The sequence below is a fragment of the Nocardia sp. NBC_00511 genome, assembly GCF_045161165.1.
Classification (GTDB): Bacteria; Actinomycetota; Actinomycetes; order Mycobacteriales; family Mycobacteriaceae; genus Nocardia.
In genome coordinates this window covers 4486199-4503056 of record NZ_CP107849.1, presented here as the reverse complement: position 1 = coordinate 4503056, position 16858 = coordinate 4486199, and the positions used below count along the sequence as shown (strand labels likewise).

General features: G+C 67.8%; 10 protein-coding genes. 6 read left to right on the top strand and 4 right to left on the bottom strand.

All coding sequences use genetic code 11. The annotated features are described in order from the left end of the window. Positions 1 to 36 precede the first annotated feature (36 nt). A complete protein-coding gene (locus OG300_RS21205) occupies positions 37 to 618 on the top strand; it encodes a DinB family protein (RefSeq protein WP_405484144.1) in 582 nt (193 codons plus the stop codon). A gap of 3 nt (positions 619 to 621) precedes the next feature. On the opposite strand, the gene OG300_RS21200 is transcribed toward OG300_RS21205, so the two are convergent. Next, positions 622 to 1656: an agmatine/peptidylarginine deiminase gene (locus OG300_RS21200; RefSeq protein WP_405498623.1), complete on the bottom strand. Its 1035-nt coding sequence runs from the start codon at positions 1654 to 1656 to the stop codon at positions 622 to 624. After that, the gene (locus OG300_RS21195; protein ID WP_405484142.1) at positions 1647 to 2837 is read right to left on the bottom strand and encodes a serine hydrolase domain-containing protein; all 1191 of its coding nucleotides are present in this window, start codon (positions 2835 to 2837) and stop codon (positions 1647 to 1649) included. Before OG300_RS21195 ends, OG300_RS21200 begins: the two co-directional genes overlap by 10 nt. Positions 2838 to 2976: 139 nt before the next feature. Between OG300_RS21195 and OG300_RS21190 the strand changes: the two genes are divergently transcribed. The 4 genes from OG300_RS21190 to OG300_RS21175 all read left to right on the top strand — a co-directional run bounded on the left by OG300_RS21190 (position 2977) and on the right by OG300_RS21175 (position 6420). Further along, positions 2977 to 4413 (top strand): amino acid permease, encoded by a 1437-nt coding sequence (locus tag OG300_RS21190; protein ID WP_405484140.1) that lies wholly within the window; start codon positions 2977 to 2979, stop codon positions 4411 to 4413. 9 nt (positions 4414 to 4422) lie between these two features. Next, complete coding sequence (locus OG300_RS21185; protein ID WP_405484138.1) at positions 4423 to 5235, top strand: serine hydrolase domain-containing protein; 813 nt, start codon at positions 4423 to 4425, stop codon at positions 5233 to 5235. A 118-nt stretch (positions 5236 to 5353) separates the two neighbouring features. Next, positions 5354 to 5884, top strand: coding sequence for a DUF3145 domain-containing protein (locus OG300_RS21180; protein WP_405484136.1), 531 nt, complete (start codon positions 5354 to 5356; stop codon positions 5882 to 5884). Between the two features lie 116 nt (positions 5885 to 6000). Beyond that, on the top strand, positions 6001 to 6420 hold the full coding sequence (locus OG300_RS21175) for a hypothetical protein (protein WP_405484134.1): 420 nt from the start codon (positions 6001 to 6003) through the stop codon (positions 6418 to 6420). 151 nt (positions 6421 to 6571) lie between these two features. Here the strand turns inward: OG300_RS21175 and OG300_RS21170 are convergent, their stop codons facing one another. Together OG300_RS21170 and OG300_RS21165 are read right to left on the bottom strand one after the other, a co-directional pair. Beyond that, complete coding sequence (locus OG300_RS21170) at positions 6572 to 9571, bottom strand: DUF4132 domain-containing protein (RefSeq protein ID WP_405484132.1); 3000 nt, start codon at positions 9569 to 9571, stop codon at positions 6572 to 6574. Positions 9572 to 9636: 65 nt separating this feature from the next. After that, entirely contained in the window at positions 9637 to 12621 is a 2985-nt protein-coding gene (locus tag OG300_RS21165) for a DUF4132 domain-containing protein (protein WP_405484130.1), read from the bottom strand. Positions 12622 to 12776: 155 nt separating this feature from the next. On the opposite strand from OG300_RS21165, the gene OG300_RS21160 reads away from it, so the two are divergent. After that, positions 12777 to 16820 (top strand): hypothetical protein, encoded by a 4044-nt coding sequence (locus tag OG300_RS21160; RefSeq protein WP_405484128.1) that lies wholly within the window; start codon positions 12777 to 12779, stop codon positions 16818 to 16820. Positions 16821 to 16858 lie beyond the last annotated feature (38 nt).

Below are 16858 nucleotides of genomic sequence, written 5' to 3'. Positions count from 1 at the left end.
TGGCACGTAATTTATTGCCACCGTACCGTGATGCGCATGCCGATCGCTCCCGACGCCAAAGACTGGACCTGGGTCCTGGAACGCTCCTGCCCGGACTGTGGATTCGACCCCGCGACCACCGCCTTCGAGGCGGTCCCGGGGTTGGTCCGCGACAGCTCCGACCGGCTGCGCGCCGCCCTGGATCGCTCGGATTCCCGTGTGCGCCCGGATGATTCGACCTGGTCGACGCTGGAGTACGCGGCGCACGTCCGCGACGTGTGCCGCATCTTCGAACACCGCCTCGACATCGCCCGCACCGGCGGTGCGCGTCCGGGCCCGGTCATCGCCGCCTACGACACCACCGTCACCGTCGCCGACAACGGGGTGCCGATGTTCGCCGACTGGGACCAGGACGCCACCGCCCTCGCCGCGAACTATCCGGCCGCCGAAACCGCCGTCGTCGCAGCCGAACTGGCTGCCGCGGCCGAAACCGCCGCGCGCGCATTCGAATCCGTTCCCGTGACCGAACGCGATCGGGCGGCACTGCGCAGCAACGGTTCCGCGTTCACCGTCGAATCGATGGCGCGGTACTTCGGGCACGACCTGGTGCACCACGTCCACGACGTCGAACGGGTCTGAGCCTCAGGCGGGTTCCTGCTGCGTGGTGCAGTGGATGCCGCCGCCGCCCGCCGCCACCGCGTCGATATCGATCTGCACCACCTCGCGATCCGGGAACAACTGCGCCAGCGCGGCTTTCGCGGTCGCGTCGGCCTTGTCGTCACCGAACTCCGGCGCGATCACGCCGCCGTTGCACAGGTAGAAGTTGAGGTAGCTCGCCGCGAACTCGTCGTCGGCGAAGTCCGCGCGCAGCTGGCGCGGTCCGGGAATCACCTCGACGCGCAGCGGACGGCCCGCGGCGTCGGTGGCGTCCTGCAGGACGGTGAGGTGGCGGCGGGTCACGTCGTAGTCGTAGGAGTCGATGTCGTCCTCCCGCCCGGCCACCACCACGCCCGGCTCGGCGAAGCGGGCGTAGAGGTCGGTGTGGCCGTCGGTGATGTCGTACCCGGCGATGCCCGGCAGCCAGATCACCTTCGAAATCCCCAGCAGCCGAGCCAGTTCCGCCTCCACGTCCTCGCGCAGCCAGCCCGGATTGCGATTGTCGTTGAGCACGCAGCTCTCGGTGATGATCGCGGTGCCCGCACCGTCGACCTCGATGCCACCGCCCTCCATCACCAGTTCGGTGCTCAGCACCTCGGCTCCGGTCCGCTCACCGACCAGCCGGGCCAACCGGGAATCCTCGCGATGCTCCTGCTTGTCGCCCCAGCCGTTGAAGTTGAAATCCACTGCGGCCCTGCGCCCGTCGGCCTCGACGAACACCGGGCCGCTGTCGCGCAGCCACAGATCGTCCATCTCGGCGGGGACCAGCGCCACCTCCGGGCCGGTCAGCGCCCGCGCCAGATCGAACTCCTCGGGCCGCACCAGCATCGACACCGGCTCGAACCGGGCGATGGTGGTGGCGATGCGGGCCACGTCCTCACGGATGCGCGGCAACAGGTCCACCGTCCACCCGCGCTCGGCCGCGCCGAACGCCATCCAGGTGCGCCGGTGTGCTCGCCATTCTTCGGGCATCATCCACTGGGACGGCGGCATGGACGGACTCCTATCGGTCAGCGACAGCGGAGCAGGGCATTGCGGAGATTGCGGGAGCGGACATCGTCGAGCACGGCCATGCCCAGGCGATTCATGGTGTAACCGAAGCCGAGACCCGTTGTGGGATCGGCGAATCCGAACGAGCCGCCGTATCCGGTGGTGCCGTAGGCGCGCTTGTCGCTGCCGAAGCGGAAGCTGCCGCGCGACTTACGGAAACCCAGGTGATAGCGGCTGGGGGTGAGCAGGACCAGGTCCTCGGCGGGGACGTCGTCGGCGGTATCGGGGGTGGCCAGGCGATCCAGTAGCGCGGTGTCGATCGGCAGCTCGCCGGTCTTCCCGGCGGCCGCGCCGTACACCCGGGCCAGGGCGCGCGCGGTGCCGACGCCACCGGCGGCCGGGCTCTCCACCGAGAGGAACTCGCGGCGGGTGGCACGTGCGGGCGCACCGACCTGAGGGCTGTTGAGTGCGCGGAAGGACAGGCCGCGCTTGCTGTAGAGCTGAATCCCGATGCGTACCGGCAGATCCCGCTCGTAGCGAAGTACATCCAGGCCCGCCGTCGCGGACAGCGTGGCGACCCGGTCGAGTGAAATGTCCTCGGGCAGGCCGATATAGAAGTCCGCACCCAGCGGCTGCGCGAAGTCCTCGGCGAAGATTCGGCCCAGGGTGCGATGCTGCGGATCGACCCGGCGGATCAGCTCACCCTGGTACAACCCGGCGGTGATCGGGTGGTAGCCGTGCCGGGTTCCCGGACGCCACAACGGTTTCTGCTCGGCGAGCACCTCGGCCATGTGATCCAGATCGGCCATATCGGTCAGCCGGAACGGGCGATCCAGCGCGGCCAGGCCCGCCTGATGATCCAGCAGCTGCCGCACGGTGATGGAATCCTTGCCCTGCGCGGCGAATTCCGGCCAGTACAGCGCCACCGGCGCTTCGTAATCCAGCAGTCCGCGCGAGACCGCCGACGCCACCACGAAGGCGGTCATACCCTTGGTGGACGACCACACCGGGGCCATGGTGTCGCGCTGCCACGGCAGCGTGCGCTTGCGATCGCGGTGTCCGGCCCACAGATCCACGACCGGGCGATCGCCGTCGTAGACCGTGACGGCCGCGCCGATCTCGCCGTGCTGGGTGAAGTTGCGGCGGAACGCGTCGGCGACCGGCCCGAAACCGCTGTCGACGTCGCCGTGGATGCTGACCTGCTCACTCATGATGGACAGATCGTAACCGGGCGGTCGGCAGGTTTGGGGCCGATGCGACGCCAGTGCATAGCTGTGAGCTGTGCTATCTCCTGGGGACACGACACCCCGTGCCCGAAAAGTGGTTTCCGGGCCGGTAGCGTGGCCGTACATGCCCGGACTCCAGCGGATTACCGCGTCATTGCTGCGGACCAAACCCGTCGAACAGCTCGCCGCCGAGAGCGAGCACACCGCGCTGCGGCGCAGCATGGGTCTGACCGCGCTGATCTCGCTGTCCGTCGGCGCGACCCTGGGCACCGGCATCTTCGTCGTCCTCGGCGAGGCCGCGCCCAAGGCCGGGCCCGCCGTTGTCGTCTCCTTCGTGATCGCCGCGCTCGCGGCCCTGTTCTCGGCGCTGTCGTACGCGGAACTGGCGGGCGCGGTACCGGTTTCGGGGTCGGCCTACTCCTACACCTACGCCACCCTCGGCGAGATCGTGGCCTGGGTGTGCGGGTGGTGCCTGCTGCTGGAGTACGGGGTCTCGGTGGCGGCGGTCGCCGTCGGGTGGGGTGCGTACCTCAATGAATTCCTCGGATCCACCATCGGCTGGCGGATTCCGGATGCCCTGGCCCAGCCGCCGGGCGGCGGCGGAGTCGTCAACCTGCCCGCCGCCATCGTGGTGCTGCTGGCCACCGTGGTGCTGCTCGGTGGCGTGCGGGAGAGCTCGCGGGTCACCACCGTCACCACCATTATCAAGATCGCGGTGCTGATCTTCTTCGTGGCCGTCGCGATCACCGCATTCAATTCCGAGAATCTGCACCCCTTCGCCCCGTCCGGGGTCGCCGGTATCGGGGCCGCGGCCTCCATGGTGTTCTTCTCGTTCATCGGCTTCGACGCCGCCTCCACCGCCGGTGAGGAAGCCCGCAACCCGCAGCGAGATCTGCCGCGCGCCATCATCATCTCGCTCGGCATCGTGACGCTGATGTACGTGCTGGTGGCGCTGACCGCGGTCGGCGCGGTCGGCATCGACGACGTGAGCAGCTCCGGGGCGTCGCTGGCGACCGTGCTCGAGCAGGTCACCGGGCGCGGCTGGCCCGCCACCATTCTCGCGGGCGGCGCGGTCATCGCCATCGCCTCGGTGGTGCTCACCGTGCTCTACGGGCAGACCCGCATCCTGGTCGCCATGTCCCGCGACGGGCTGATGCCGCCGCTGCTGTCGAAGGTGGGTCGCAACCGGGTGCCGACCTTCAACACCCTGATCGTCGGCGGTCTGGTCGCGGTGCTCTCGGCGCTGATCCCGCTCGGCGAACTGGTGAACGCCACCAATATCGGCACCCTGGTCTCCTTCGGCCTGGTGAACATCGGGGTGCTGGTGCTGCGCCGCACCAAACCCGAACTGCCACGGTCGTTCCGGACGCTGGTGCCGCTGGTGCCGGTGCTGGGTGTCGGGCTGTGCGTGTGGCTGCTGTTCCACCTGCCCGGCGTGACTTGGCTGGCGTTCGGGCTGTGGTCGGCGGTGGGGCTGATGGTGTACTTCGGCTACGGGCGATCACGGTCGCTGCTGCGGCGGGCGGGGACCGCGCAGCCGACGGTACGAACCGACTCGTAGGCTCGTGGGGTGCGAGCGCTGGAACAAATTCGACAGTGGCCGGTCCGGAACGCGGCGGCGGGCGTCGCCGTGCGTGGTCGGGGCACGGTGGATACCGAGGGTGACACCGCACGGGTCTTTCCGCTGGCCTCGGTGACCAAACCCCTTGTGGCATACGGGGTTCTGGTGGCCGTCGAGGAGGGCGCGATCGAGCTGGACCAGCCGGCCGGGCCACCCGGATCCACCGTGCGGCACCTGCTCGCGCACACCTCCGGACTGGCCTTCGACTCCCTCGCCGTGCAGGCCGAGCCGGGTAAGCGGCGCATCTACTCCAGCGCCGGATTCGAGGTGCTCGCGGATTTCGTTGCGGCGCAGACGGATATCCCGTTCGACCGGTACCTGCACGAGGCGGTGTTCGAGCCGCTGGGCATGACCGACTCGGTGCTGGCGGGTCCGGCCGGGCATGCGGGCCGTTCCTCGGTCGCAGACCTGCTACGGTTCGCTGACGAATTGCTGAGCCCGTCGATCCTCAGTGCGGAATTGCATTCTGAAGCAAGCACAGTGCAATTCCCGGACCGCAATGGGATTCTCCCCGGCTACGGGTCGCAGCGCCCCAACGACTGGGGACTGGGATTCGAGATCCGCGACCACAAGGTGCCGCACTGGACCGGGTCCGACAACTCCGCGGCCACCTTCGGGCACTTCGGTCAGTCCGGCACTTTCCTCTGGGTCGATCCGGAAGTCGGCGTCGCGTGTCTCTCGCTCGCGGACGAGAATTTCGGAGACTGGGCCAGAATGGCGTGGCCACCCCTCAGTGACGCCGTGATCGCGGAGTTTGCGTAAGCTCCGACACGGGTACGAAGTAACACACGCAACATCGGGCACTCCAGTAAACTCGGGCAACGCCGCGCGAACGGGGCCGTTGGGGAAGACGTCCCTCGTCGAGCCGGAGGTGCTAGTGGTGCGCGCGTCTAGTCAATTCGCGGATGCGACGTCTGGAGTCGTCTATATCCACTCGTCGCCTGCCGCGCTGTGCCCGCATGTCGAATGGGCGCTCACGTCCACCCTCAAAGCGCCCGCGAAACTGCGCTGGACCGCGCAACCAGCGGACCCCGGAAATCTGCGGGCCACCACCGATTGGTACGGCCCGGTCGGTACCGGCGGACGGTTAGCCAAGGCATTGCGGGACTGGCCCGTGCTCTATTTCGAAGTTACCGAGGACCCCAGTGAGGGCGTCGACGGCGAACGCTTCAGCTTCGTCCCCGGCCTCGGCCTCTGGTCCGCCCCCACCGCCGCCAACGGCGACGTCATGGTCGGCGAGATGCGCCTGCGCGCCATCGTCGCCGAAGCCCGCGCCCGCGGCCGCAATTCGATGGATATCGCCGCCGACATCGACCATGCCCTCGGCACCCCCTGGGACGACGTCCTCGAGGCCTACCGCCTCGGCGGCGAAGGCGCGGAGGTCACCTGGCTGCGCCGCGACGTCGGCTGACCTGCCGAATCCGCTTCACTATGTGCCTGATTCGTCCGTATTGCGCGTGGCGTCTCGCTCCGCGCGCGCCCGGCGGGCAGAATGCCGGGGGAGGGGCACTGCGACGAGGAGGTTTCGTGCGGTACACCAGGATCGCGCTCACCACGCTGGCCGTCCTATCGGCCGTCACCCTGACCGCCTGCACCGACAGCTCCGGAAGCAGCGCCGCCGCAAAACCTTCCACGACCCCCACTCCCGCCGTCCCGGCCCCCGCGAACGCCTTCCCGGCCGCAGGCCACGAAGCCGTCCAGTGCGGCACCGGCCCCTGGGGTCTGGCCGTGGTCGCCTCCACCGCCAAGGGCAACGACTTCTGCCCCGTCGCCCACGCGGTGGTCGACGCCTACGCCGCCGACCGCGCCCAACAATCCAACGGCGACATCGCCGTCACCGTCGGCACCGTCCGCTGGGTATGCGGCCAACGCCAGGGCGACCCCAACCCGTACCAGGAATGCGCCAGCCAGAACGAATCCGCGGATCTGGTCCGCCTGCACTCGTGAGGTTCCGGCGCGTTCGCCGTGGAGTGCTGGTCCGGCGCGCACCACGCGGCCGGACCGGGGCACTGCTGATGCTTCGAGTAATCGCGCTCACCGACATGGTTCGTCTTGGATTCCACCGGGTTTCGTCGTCCAGCAGGAATTCGCCGACGGTCTAACGCAGTGAGTGCAGATCCCGCAGCAGCTCGGAGGCGCTGACCGGATCGAGGGCGGTCAGGTCGCCCTTCAGGTGGACCTGGACGAGAGTCTGATTCCATTCGGCCATCGGCTCGTCGAGGTCGATGCCGGGGGAGATCTCGAGCTGGACCCAGGCGGAATCGGCGGTGAGGTACCGAGTGAGCCCGTCGACCACGCCACCGTCCAGGGCGAGTTCCCAGCCGCGACGCCGCAGCGCGAGCAGCGGCCCCGCACCAGCCGGTGAGCCTTCGAACGCCGACAGCCCCGCCGCCACCTCCGCCGATCCGGGCGCGAAGCTGACCCGCTGCAACTGCTCGAACGGTTGCAGCAGTTCGTAATCGGTGAAAACCTCACCCCATCCCGACACGGCCGCGCCCAGATCCACCGGATGCGCGATCCCCACCACAGCGGTGTCGGGGAGCTCCACCGTCTTGTCGTCGACGTCGGCGTAGCTGCCGTCCTCGGCGATACGGAATGCCGCTGTGGCCGAACCGGTCTCGTCGAACGCGGCCCAGACTAGCCGCCGAGTGATCCGTGACAGGAGCGGGTGCGCGTCGAAAACCCGACGCTGCGCATCCGCCGTCCAGCGCCGCCGGGTGACCATCGCCCGCTCGATGCGTCGAATCTGTTCGGCAGCTTCGGATTTCAGCCCCTTCCGCATGGTGGCGTACGACCGATGCGCCGACGCGGCGGACTCGCCCTCGTCGTTCACCCCGGGCCTCGGCACCGCCTTGCGCTGCTTACCCGCCACCCAGCAGCCGTCCTCGCCACGGGTCGCGTCGAAGACGATTACCCCGAGCTGCTCGTCCAACCGCACCACGAAACCGCGGCGACCGTAGTCGAGGGTCAAGGTGCCATCGCTGTCGAAGCCGAAGGCGGGCACCAGCCGATCAGCGAGATCCTCGGTGGTCAGGCCCAGCCGGGCGGCGACCTGATCGATCTTCTGGGTCGCCTCGTAGCTGAGCGCACCGATATCGGTACGCAGGCTCAGCCGGTGCAGGTGCAGCAGCGCGCCCTCGGTGCCGATCGAGGCCAGCGCATCGAGACCGGAAACCGCACGGGCGTAGAAGGATTCGGTGGGCCACGCCTTCAGATAGGGCACCAGTCGATCCGCGGTCTCGTCGGTGCCGAGCAAAGCCTGCGCGCGCAGTACCCAGCGGCCCTTGGCCGGGAACTCGGCCATCCGCCACTGTTCGAACAGCGACCAGGCGAACTCGGCCAGCGAATCGCGGTCGGCGATACTGACCAGTTCAGCGATGGCGCTGTGGTTGCCGTCCAGCTCGCACATCATCAGGTATGTGACGACCGCCCGGATTGTGGGCTCGGGCAATACGGCTCGGTCGGCGGCCAGCAGTATGGGTGATGTGCCGGGCATCGAGAACCAGTCCGGGATCGGAGGGATTCGTTGTGCGGCGGGTTCCAGCAGCGCGGCCACAGCGACGGCGATATCGGAGCCGTATCCGGCCGCTGTCCTCAGCATGAGTTCACGATGGGCAGGAGCGAGATAGCGCATCGCGGCCTGGGCGTTGTTGCGCTCCTTCGCGGTTTTGGCGAACGCGTCGGCGATCAGGTCCGGTAGGGCCGACGCGTAGTGACGGTCGAACCAGCCGCGAGCCGCCGCGCGATTGGACTTGGAGCTATTCCAATGAGCCATCCACCGGGTGATCCGAGCTCCGGTCATGGGAGCCATGACAACCGACGACTCCTGACCCTTACGTCCGAGGATCTGATCCACGTAATCGACTGCGTCGGTGCCGAACCGGCCGAGAAGACGTTGCAGCGCACCTTCCCCCGGCCAGCCCTCGCCCGGCTCCATTCGCAGGTAGGGGCGCGCGATATCGGCGGGGGCCATGGCGAGCAACCGTGGGACTTCATTGGCCGGGCTGTACCCGATGGCGGTCGGAACGCCGTCGTGCGCTGTGACAAAGCGGTCGAGTTCTTCCTGGTAGTCGTCAATGTGTGAATTGCTGTACCACAATTCAGCATTGGCGAATTCCGCCTGCTCACCCTCCGCCCAGGCCAGGGAGACCGGCGTGGGATCCGGTAGCCCTGACGGGACCGGCTGAAGCTTGCGCTTCTTCGGTTCGGCTGTCGGAGGCTGACGTAGCGATTCGGGAATCTCAGCGAGTGCCGCTTCGCGGTATCGCACCGTGCGGGAACCGAATTCGGCACCGACCTCCGGAAAAGTCCTGGCGATGTGGTCGATCAGGTACCCGACGGTCGGCGATGGTTTGCGGACCGCCTTCAGCAGTCGCAGCGCCCGCCGTGGAAAGCGCTCCGCCGCATCGAATATTGCCATCGCATGCCTCGGATCACCGATGTACTGCAGCAGCATTGAGAACGCGTCATCGGTCGGGAACCGCGCCAGCATGTGCGCGAATTCCCGGCCGAACCCATCATGGTATTGATCCCAATGCGTGCCGAGGCTGGTCTCCAGCAGCGGCGCACTGTCCGGACCGACCCGGGTAATGGCGGTGCAGATCAGTCGCTTACCGAGTTCCGTGGTGAACGAGATCCGCACCACCGCGGTCAGAGCTTCCACCTGCGCCCGCGTGGTCACCGAGGCGCCCAGCATGGCGCGAGCCTGCTGGAAGGTGGGCTCGGTGGCCGCGAGATCCGCATCCACCCAGTGCTGTTCGCTCGGAGCCAGCACCGACGCCGCGACCCGCACCCGCCAATCGCCGGAGCGCTCACGCAGATCACCCAATCGCGCGACAACCGAACGGTATTCGTCGTCCGACAGCCCCGCCGCCACGGTCCGCAACCGGAACAACCCCACCCGAAGTGAACTGAGCTGAGCCAACTCCCGCGCCAATTCCTCAGGCGCGGCCTCCAACAGCAGCACCCGATCCTCGGCGTCACCCTCGCCCACCTCCGGCCGCGGCCCGATATCCCGCCCGGGAATCGCCTCCGCCCACCAGTCGGCCGGTATCTCCCAGCGATTCTCGTCGTCGAGCATGGTTCCTTCTTCCCCCACGGTGTGTATGTATTTCGTCTGTGCTGCAAGATATCCGTGCCGTCCGACATGGATGTTCCGTGGATCTATCGCAGGGTGTGCAGGTCGCGCAGAAGTTCGGAAGCGGTGACGGGGTCGAGTGCGCTCAGCTCATCGCTCGTGTGGATGGAGATGAGGGTCTGCTCCCACCGGGCCATCGGCTCGCTGAGATCGATGCCGGGCGAGAAGGTCAGCCGGACCGAGCCGCCGCGGGCCGTCGAGCGTCGATTGATCGCGTCGATCAATCCGTCGAAGCCGTCCAGATCCCAGCCGCGGCTGCGCAACGCGAGCAGTGGTCCGGCGCCGGCCACCGATCCCTCGAAGGCCGAGAGCCCGGCCAGCACCTCCGGCGAACCGGGCGCGAAGCTCACCCGCTGCAGCTGCTCGAACGGTTGCAGCAGTTCGTAGTCAGCGAAGACCTCACCCCATTCCGCCACGGCCGCACCGAGATCCACTGGGTGGGCGATGCCGACCGTGGCGTCATCGGGGAGTTCGACGGTCTTGTCGTCGACGTCGGCGTAGCTGCCGTCCTCGGCGATACGGAATGCCGCTGTGGCCGAACCGGTCTCGTCGAAGGCGGCCCAGACCAGGCGGCGGGTGATCCGGGACAGCAGCGGGTGTGCGTCGAACACCCGCTGCTGCACCTCCACCGTCCAGCGCCGCCGGGCGATCATGGCGCGCTCGACTCGCCGAATCTGTTCGGTAGCTTCAGATTTCAGACCCTTCCGCATGGCCGCGTACGAGCGGTGCGCCGACGTGGCAGATTCACCCTCATCGTTCACGCCGGGCCTCGGCACCGCCTTGCGCTGCTTACCCGTCACCCAGCCGCCGTCGTCACCGCGGGTCGCGTCGAAGACGATCACCCCGAGCTGTTCGTCCAACCGCACCACGAAACCGCGACGGCCGTAGTCGAGGGTCAATGTGCCCTCCGCGTCGAACCCGAATGCGGGCACCAGTCGATCGGCGAGATCTTCCGTGGTCAGGTTCAATTGCGCGGCAACCTGCTTGATCTTCTTGGATGCCTCGTAGCTGAGCGATCCGACATCGGATCGGAGGCTGAGCCGATGCAGGTGCAGCAGTGCGCCCTCGGTGCCGATGGTCGCGAGCGCATCGAGACCGGAAACCGCACGGGCATAGAAGGACTCACTCGGCCATGCTTTCAAGTACGGCACCAGGTGATTCGCCGTCTCGTCGGTGCCGAGCAGTCCGAGAGCGCGCAGCACCCAGCGTCCCTCGGTGGGGAACTCGGCCATCCGCCACAGCTCGAACAGCGACCAGGCGAACTCGGCCAGCGAATCCCGGTCGGCGATCTCGATCAGCTCGGTGACGGCTGCGTGCTTGCCTTCGGGGGCGGACAGCATGAGGTAGGTCACGACCGCTCGCACGGCAGGCTCGGGCAGGGCAGCGCGATCCGCCGTCAACACCACGGGGACGGTCCTGGGCATCGAGAACCATTCCGGCAGTGCGGGAATCCGCTGTACCGGCGCGTCCAGGTGCGGGGCCACCGCGTCGGCGATACCCGGACCGTATCCGGCCGCTGTGGTCAGAATCAGCGCACGATGCTCGGTGGCCAGATACCGCAGCGCCGCATGCGCGAACTTGCGGTCCCTGGCGAGCTTGGCGAAGGAATCCGTGATCAGATCGGGAATGGCCGCGGCGGAATGACGGTCCAGCCAGACCCGGGCCGTGTTGGCGAAGTTCTTGCCGCCCAATCGGTGAGACATCCAGCGCGTGATCTCGGTGCCGGTCATCGGAGCCATGACAGCGGGCAACTCGTTGCCCTCGCGCAGCACCATCGGCAGGACGAAGTCGAGGGCCTCCGCGCCGAAGCGGCCGAGCATTCGCTTCAGTGCGGCCTGGTCCGGTTCGCCCTGGTCGGGCAGCGACATCCGCAGGTATGGCCGCGCCACCTCGTCGGGAGCCATCGCGAGCATGCGCGGCACGTAGTGGACCGGCTCGTGCTGGGTGGCGACGAATGTCCCGTCACGCTCGGCGACCGTCTGGGCGAGGGCTTTCGCGTAATCCATCTGCGGAGGACAGTTCCACAGCTGAAAACCGGCGTACACCGCCTGCTCGCCGTCCGCCCAAGCCAGTGCGATCGGCGTCGGCTCCGGTAGTCCCGCCAACACCGGGCGGCGTGAGCGGCTCTTCGGCTGATCGACGGGCGGCTGCCGCAGTGCTTCGGGCAGCTCGGACGCCACCGCCTCGCGGTATCGCTGTGCGCGGAAACCGAATTCGGCACCCACCTCCGGATAGGTCCGGGCAAGGTGATCGATCAGGTACAGCACCGTCGGCGACGGCTGCCGGACCGCCTTCAGCATCCGCAGTGCCCGGTGTGGAAAACGTTCCGCCGCTTCGCGAACGGTCTTCGCGTGGAACGGTGTTCCGATGTTCGCGAGCAGTATCGAGAATGCTTCGTCGGTCGGGAACTCCGCCAGCAGACCCGCACATTCCCGGCTCAGCGCCGCTTGCTCGTCATGCCAGTGATAGGGGAGGCACTGTTGCAGCAGCAGCGCGCCGTCCGTGCCGACCCGGGTGAGCGCGGTACCGATCAGACGCCTGCCGACCTCATGCTCACTGGCCATCGAGATGTGCTCGGCCAGCTTCTCCACCTGCGCGCGCGTACTCACCGAGGCGACGAGCAGCGCGCGCTGACGCCACGGCGAGGACTCGACAGCGGCGACATCCGCGTCGACCCAATGCTGCTCAGTCGGTGCCAGCACCGAGGTCGCGACCAGCACGGGCCAACTGCCCGACCGCTCACGCAGCTCACCCAATCGTGCGATCACCGCGGCGTACTCATCGTCCGGCAACCCGGCCAGCGTGGTCCGCAACCGGAACAGCCCGACCCGCCCCGGAACGAGCCGCTCCAACTTCCGCCCCAACTCCCCGAGCTCCCCGCTCAGCAGCAACTCCCGATCCACCGCGACCCCCGCCCCGACCAACTCCGGCCGCGGTCCGATATCCCGCGCGGGAACCGCCTCCGCCGCCCATTTCTCCGGTGCCGCCCAGCGGTTCTCGTCGTCGAGCATGGATCCTTCTTCCCCCACGGTGTGTGTTTCGGTTGTGCTGCAAGGTATCCGCACCGTCCGACACGTGAGAACGGGTCGGGTGCTGTCGGCTGCGGCTGCTTCAATGAGCGCCGAGAGGACGGCTGAGGTCGGCCGTCGGGATCGATGGGGAACAGATGAGTTACACGGCCACTACCGAGGGGACGCCGGAAGCCGGTCATCCACTGGACGACCTGCACCGATTGTTTCTGGTGCTGAGCGGGTACGGTACCGGTCGTGCGGAAGGATCGCTGCTGCAGGCGATTCGGAGCACGTCGGCGCGACTGACCGGGTCCGGCACGACCGGCGCGACGGACCATCCGACCGGGGGAGAGGTCTGGGGACCGTACATTCGGGGGATCGGCGCGGTGGCGTTGCGCGCCGTGTCACCCGTGGTGCCGCGGGGAGATCGGGAGTATCTGCTCGCGGTGCTGGAGACGTGGGCGGAGACGGCTTTCGCGGATCCGGCGATCGAGGTGCGGATCAGCGAGTTCGCGCGGGACGCCGATCGGACCGGGTTCGCCGAGGACCAGGCCACGCGGCTGTGCTTCGCCAGGATGCGGGACGTGTTCGCCACCGTGGTGGAACCGACGACTGCCTCGGGCGAGACGTCCGGGCAATGGGCTTGGGGGAGTGCGGTACAACTGCGAGCCCTGGTGGCCACCATTCGTGAGCGCGGGCCGGTGTCGTGGGATCCCGAGGCGGTACGGGTCCTCGCCGATCACACCGGACTCACCCGGCAAGCAGCTGCGCTCGTGTTGGCCGGATGCTTTACCCGGCTCCGGGTATTCGGCGATGTGCTCGACGCTGGACAGCGGGAGCTGGTGGGTCTCACCAAAGCTGAGCTGTCGGCCGCGGAATGGGAACTCGGCGAGTTCTCGCAGGACGAATTCGGCTGCGGCACAAAGCTGATCACCGATGCGCTACCTGAAGATCCCGCATCCCTGTGGAACCCGGACGGAATGCGGAACCTCGCCGGACGGCTGGCAGAGGTCTGGAACGCCCGTTACGGTCGTCGGATCACGTTGCCCGAGAACACCATCGCCGCAGCCACGGCCGTACATCAGGAACTGAATATCCCGCGCATCGGGGTCGGCGTGAGTGTGGCCCGTCTGAGCGCGATGGTCGCTGACCCCGACACGGCACCGGAGCTGACCGCGACACTGCGTTCGAGCCTGGAGAAGCACCGGGACCACCCGAGATACTGGGTCAGGGACGCGTCGGGCCCGGGTTCCGAATTCACCTGGCGCTGGCAGTCGTTGATCCAGACCTGCCGGTGGGGCTACGCCTTCCTGCCCGCCGGTGATCCGGTGCGATCGGGCATTCCGAGAACGATCGAGCTGCTGCGTGCCCAGCTCCGACAGCCCGAATTCCTGCTCGATGTCGGCAATGTGGCGCAACGAACCATCGACTCGGTCCGAGACCGCCGACCAGCGGACTGTCTGCGCGAGGACAGCAGCTTCGACGATGGCCTGATCGTCGCCGCCGGACCGGAGGAGAACGGCGAATGGACGCTAGCGCTGCGTCCCGCCAACTACCTGCGCGACGATCGATCCGTCGACCTGCGGGCCATGGTGATGTCCTACCGACGCGACGACCTCGACTACCTGGACTGGTTGCTGGGCGACGAGTGCGACCGGATGGTCGCACGCATCACCGCCGATCCGATCCCGGCGGGCCGCTTCGAAACAGACCCCGGCTGTAGCGATCCCGAGCTGGTCGCGGAAGTCGCCGCCGAACTCGAGATCACCGCTGACGCTGCCGTGCTGTATCTGCAGCTGGCCACCCTGATCGCACCCACCGACCGCAATATCAGGACCTGGAACGGGTGGCGGCCCGCCCGGCATCGCGCGGCCGAAAATGAGTTGCTGGCCCGCCGATTGGTGATCCCCGACAAGCGCGGTCGGGCCGGGCGATCAGTCTTCCTACCCGGCACATGGATCGACAAGCCGGGTATCGAGGCGTGGAAATGGGAGCTGCACGGACTCCGCCAGCGATACCGGGAGAAGTTCGCGCGCGGTACCTCGACACCGAGTCGCACTCTGCCCGAACTGTTTCGGGCGGCCTGGGCTCAGGTGCGCGCCGCTTCGACGTCAGCCGATGCGGTCGCCATCGACGCGTTCGGCGCAGTGGACCCGGTCAGCGAACAAGCATCACAAATCGCGGAGCTTGCGGCCGTTGCGCCGGTGCCCGCAATCGGTGATGCCACTGCGGTCGACCCGCACCCGCTCGACGACTATGTCCCGCTCAGCCGTGCCGTGCAGGGGTACGACAGTGGCGCCGCGGACCTGAAAGTGTTGCGTGCCATCAGGATTACGTCGAACCTGCTACGCGGCGAGGCGCTGCCCGACATCGCTGACAACTGGCCGCACCTCGACGGCAACCTGGTCTGGAACTCGTGTATCCACGGTGTCGGATCCCTCGCGCTGCGGGCGATCGGTGCGGCCACCCCGCCAGCCGCCCGGCCGTATCTGCTTGCCCTGCTGGAGGTTTGGGCAGAAACCATCTTCGCTGACCCGACTGTCGAACTGCGCACCGGCTGGGGAGAGGTAACCCTCCCTCTGGTAGCGACGCACACCGGCATCGCGGTGGCCCTGAGCACGCCGGGCAAATCGTCCTGCCGCTTCGTCGATGTACGTCACGGTGAATCGGAGCCGCCCGCCCTCGGGCGGATCGACCGGGTCACCCCGGTCGGACCCCGCTGGGGCGACCGGGACCAACTGCTGACACTGATCGAGTTGGTGCGCACCCGCGGCCCCGTGCCCTGGGACGCGAGCGCCGCCACCGTGTTCGCGACACGCACCGGAATGAGTCCAGCGGCCTCGGCGCTGATCATCGCCGGATACTTCGACTGGTTCCAGCAGGCCAAGGACCCCTACGAGCACACCCGGCGCGACATCCTGGGCCTCACCGCACTCACCGCCACCGACGCGGGCCATGAACTCGACAGCAGACGACATCGAGACGCCCGCGGTGACGCCGCCGTATTCGGGTGTGCGCTGCCGGATGATCCAGCGGAACTGTGGGAGCCGGGCGGCATGAGCGCCCTCGCCGAACGCGCCGCCGACGCCTGGATCGGGGTGCATGGTCCGCGCACGACGATTCCGCCGGCGGCCCTCACCGCGGCAGCCCCGCTACGTCTGGAGTTCACCTACTACGACCATGGTCCGGCGGTCGCCGACCTGTGCGCTGTTCTGATCGACCCGAACGGGTGGCGCCCATTGACCGATCCGGCGTGTCATCGGTTGCAGCGGGTGGGGGACGGCTACCGGACCTCCGATCATTCCGACTGGGGCAGTTACGATTTCGATCGTAGACTGTCCGCACTGGTCCGAATGAGCCGCTGGGCCTACGCCTTCCGTCCGGCAGGCGACCCGATGCGCTCGGGCGTCCATCGAACCTTGGAACTACTGCGCGACCGGCTGCGCGATCCGGACCGAATCGTGTATCTCGGATCCGAAAACAGCCGGGACATAGCGGATTTCAGCGCGATCAGCGGGGTCGCGCCCGTAGTCGATGCCGAGGGCGGGCGATGGTACGACGATGGCCTGGTCGTCGCCTCCACCGATGGCGGTCGGGACTCGTGGCGGGTGAGCTATCGGCCCGCGCACTACGGCTCCACCGTGCAGAGCGATCTACTGCGGACCCGGCACGGAGGGCGATTCCGCATCGGATTCGCCCCCCTCGACTGGCTTTTCGGCCCCGACTGCACCCGAATCCTCGACCGATTGGACGCCGCCGACCTGCCCACGGGCCGATACGAGACGGACCCCACCCTCAGTGCGCCCGGCGTGATCGACGACGTCATGACCGACCTCGGTCTCGACCTCGACGCGGCGACACTGTACCTGCAACTCCTCACCCTGCTGCGCCCCGCCGACCGTCAGATCCGAACCTGGAATCGATGGAAAGCCGAGCGGCACAAGGAAATCGAAGAGGAACTGCTGGCCCGCAAACTGGTCGTACGCGACGAACGCAAACGTGCCGGGCGGACCCTGTTCATCCCCGGCCGCTGGGTCGGCAAGCCCGGCATGGAGGAATGGAAGCTGCCGCTGTACGACCTGGTCGCCGGATATCGCGGCAGCGTGGAAGATCCCGGGGTCAACACACCCGGCCGAGCCCTGCCCGACCTGTATCGGGCAGCCTGGCAGCGCGTCCGCGACGGTGACGTGCCGAGCTGATCCACGACGAGAAAAGCGGGCGATCTCCGAGGAGACCG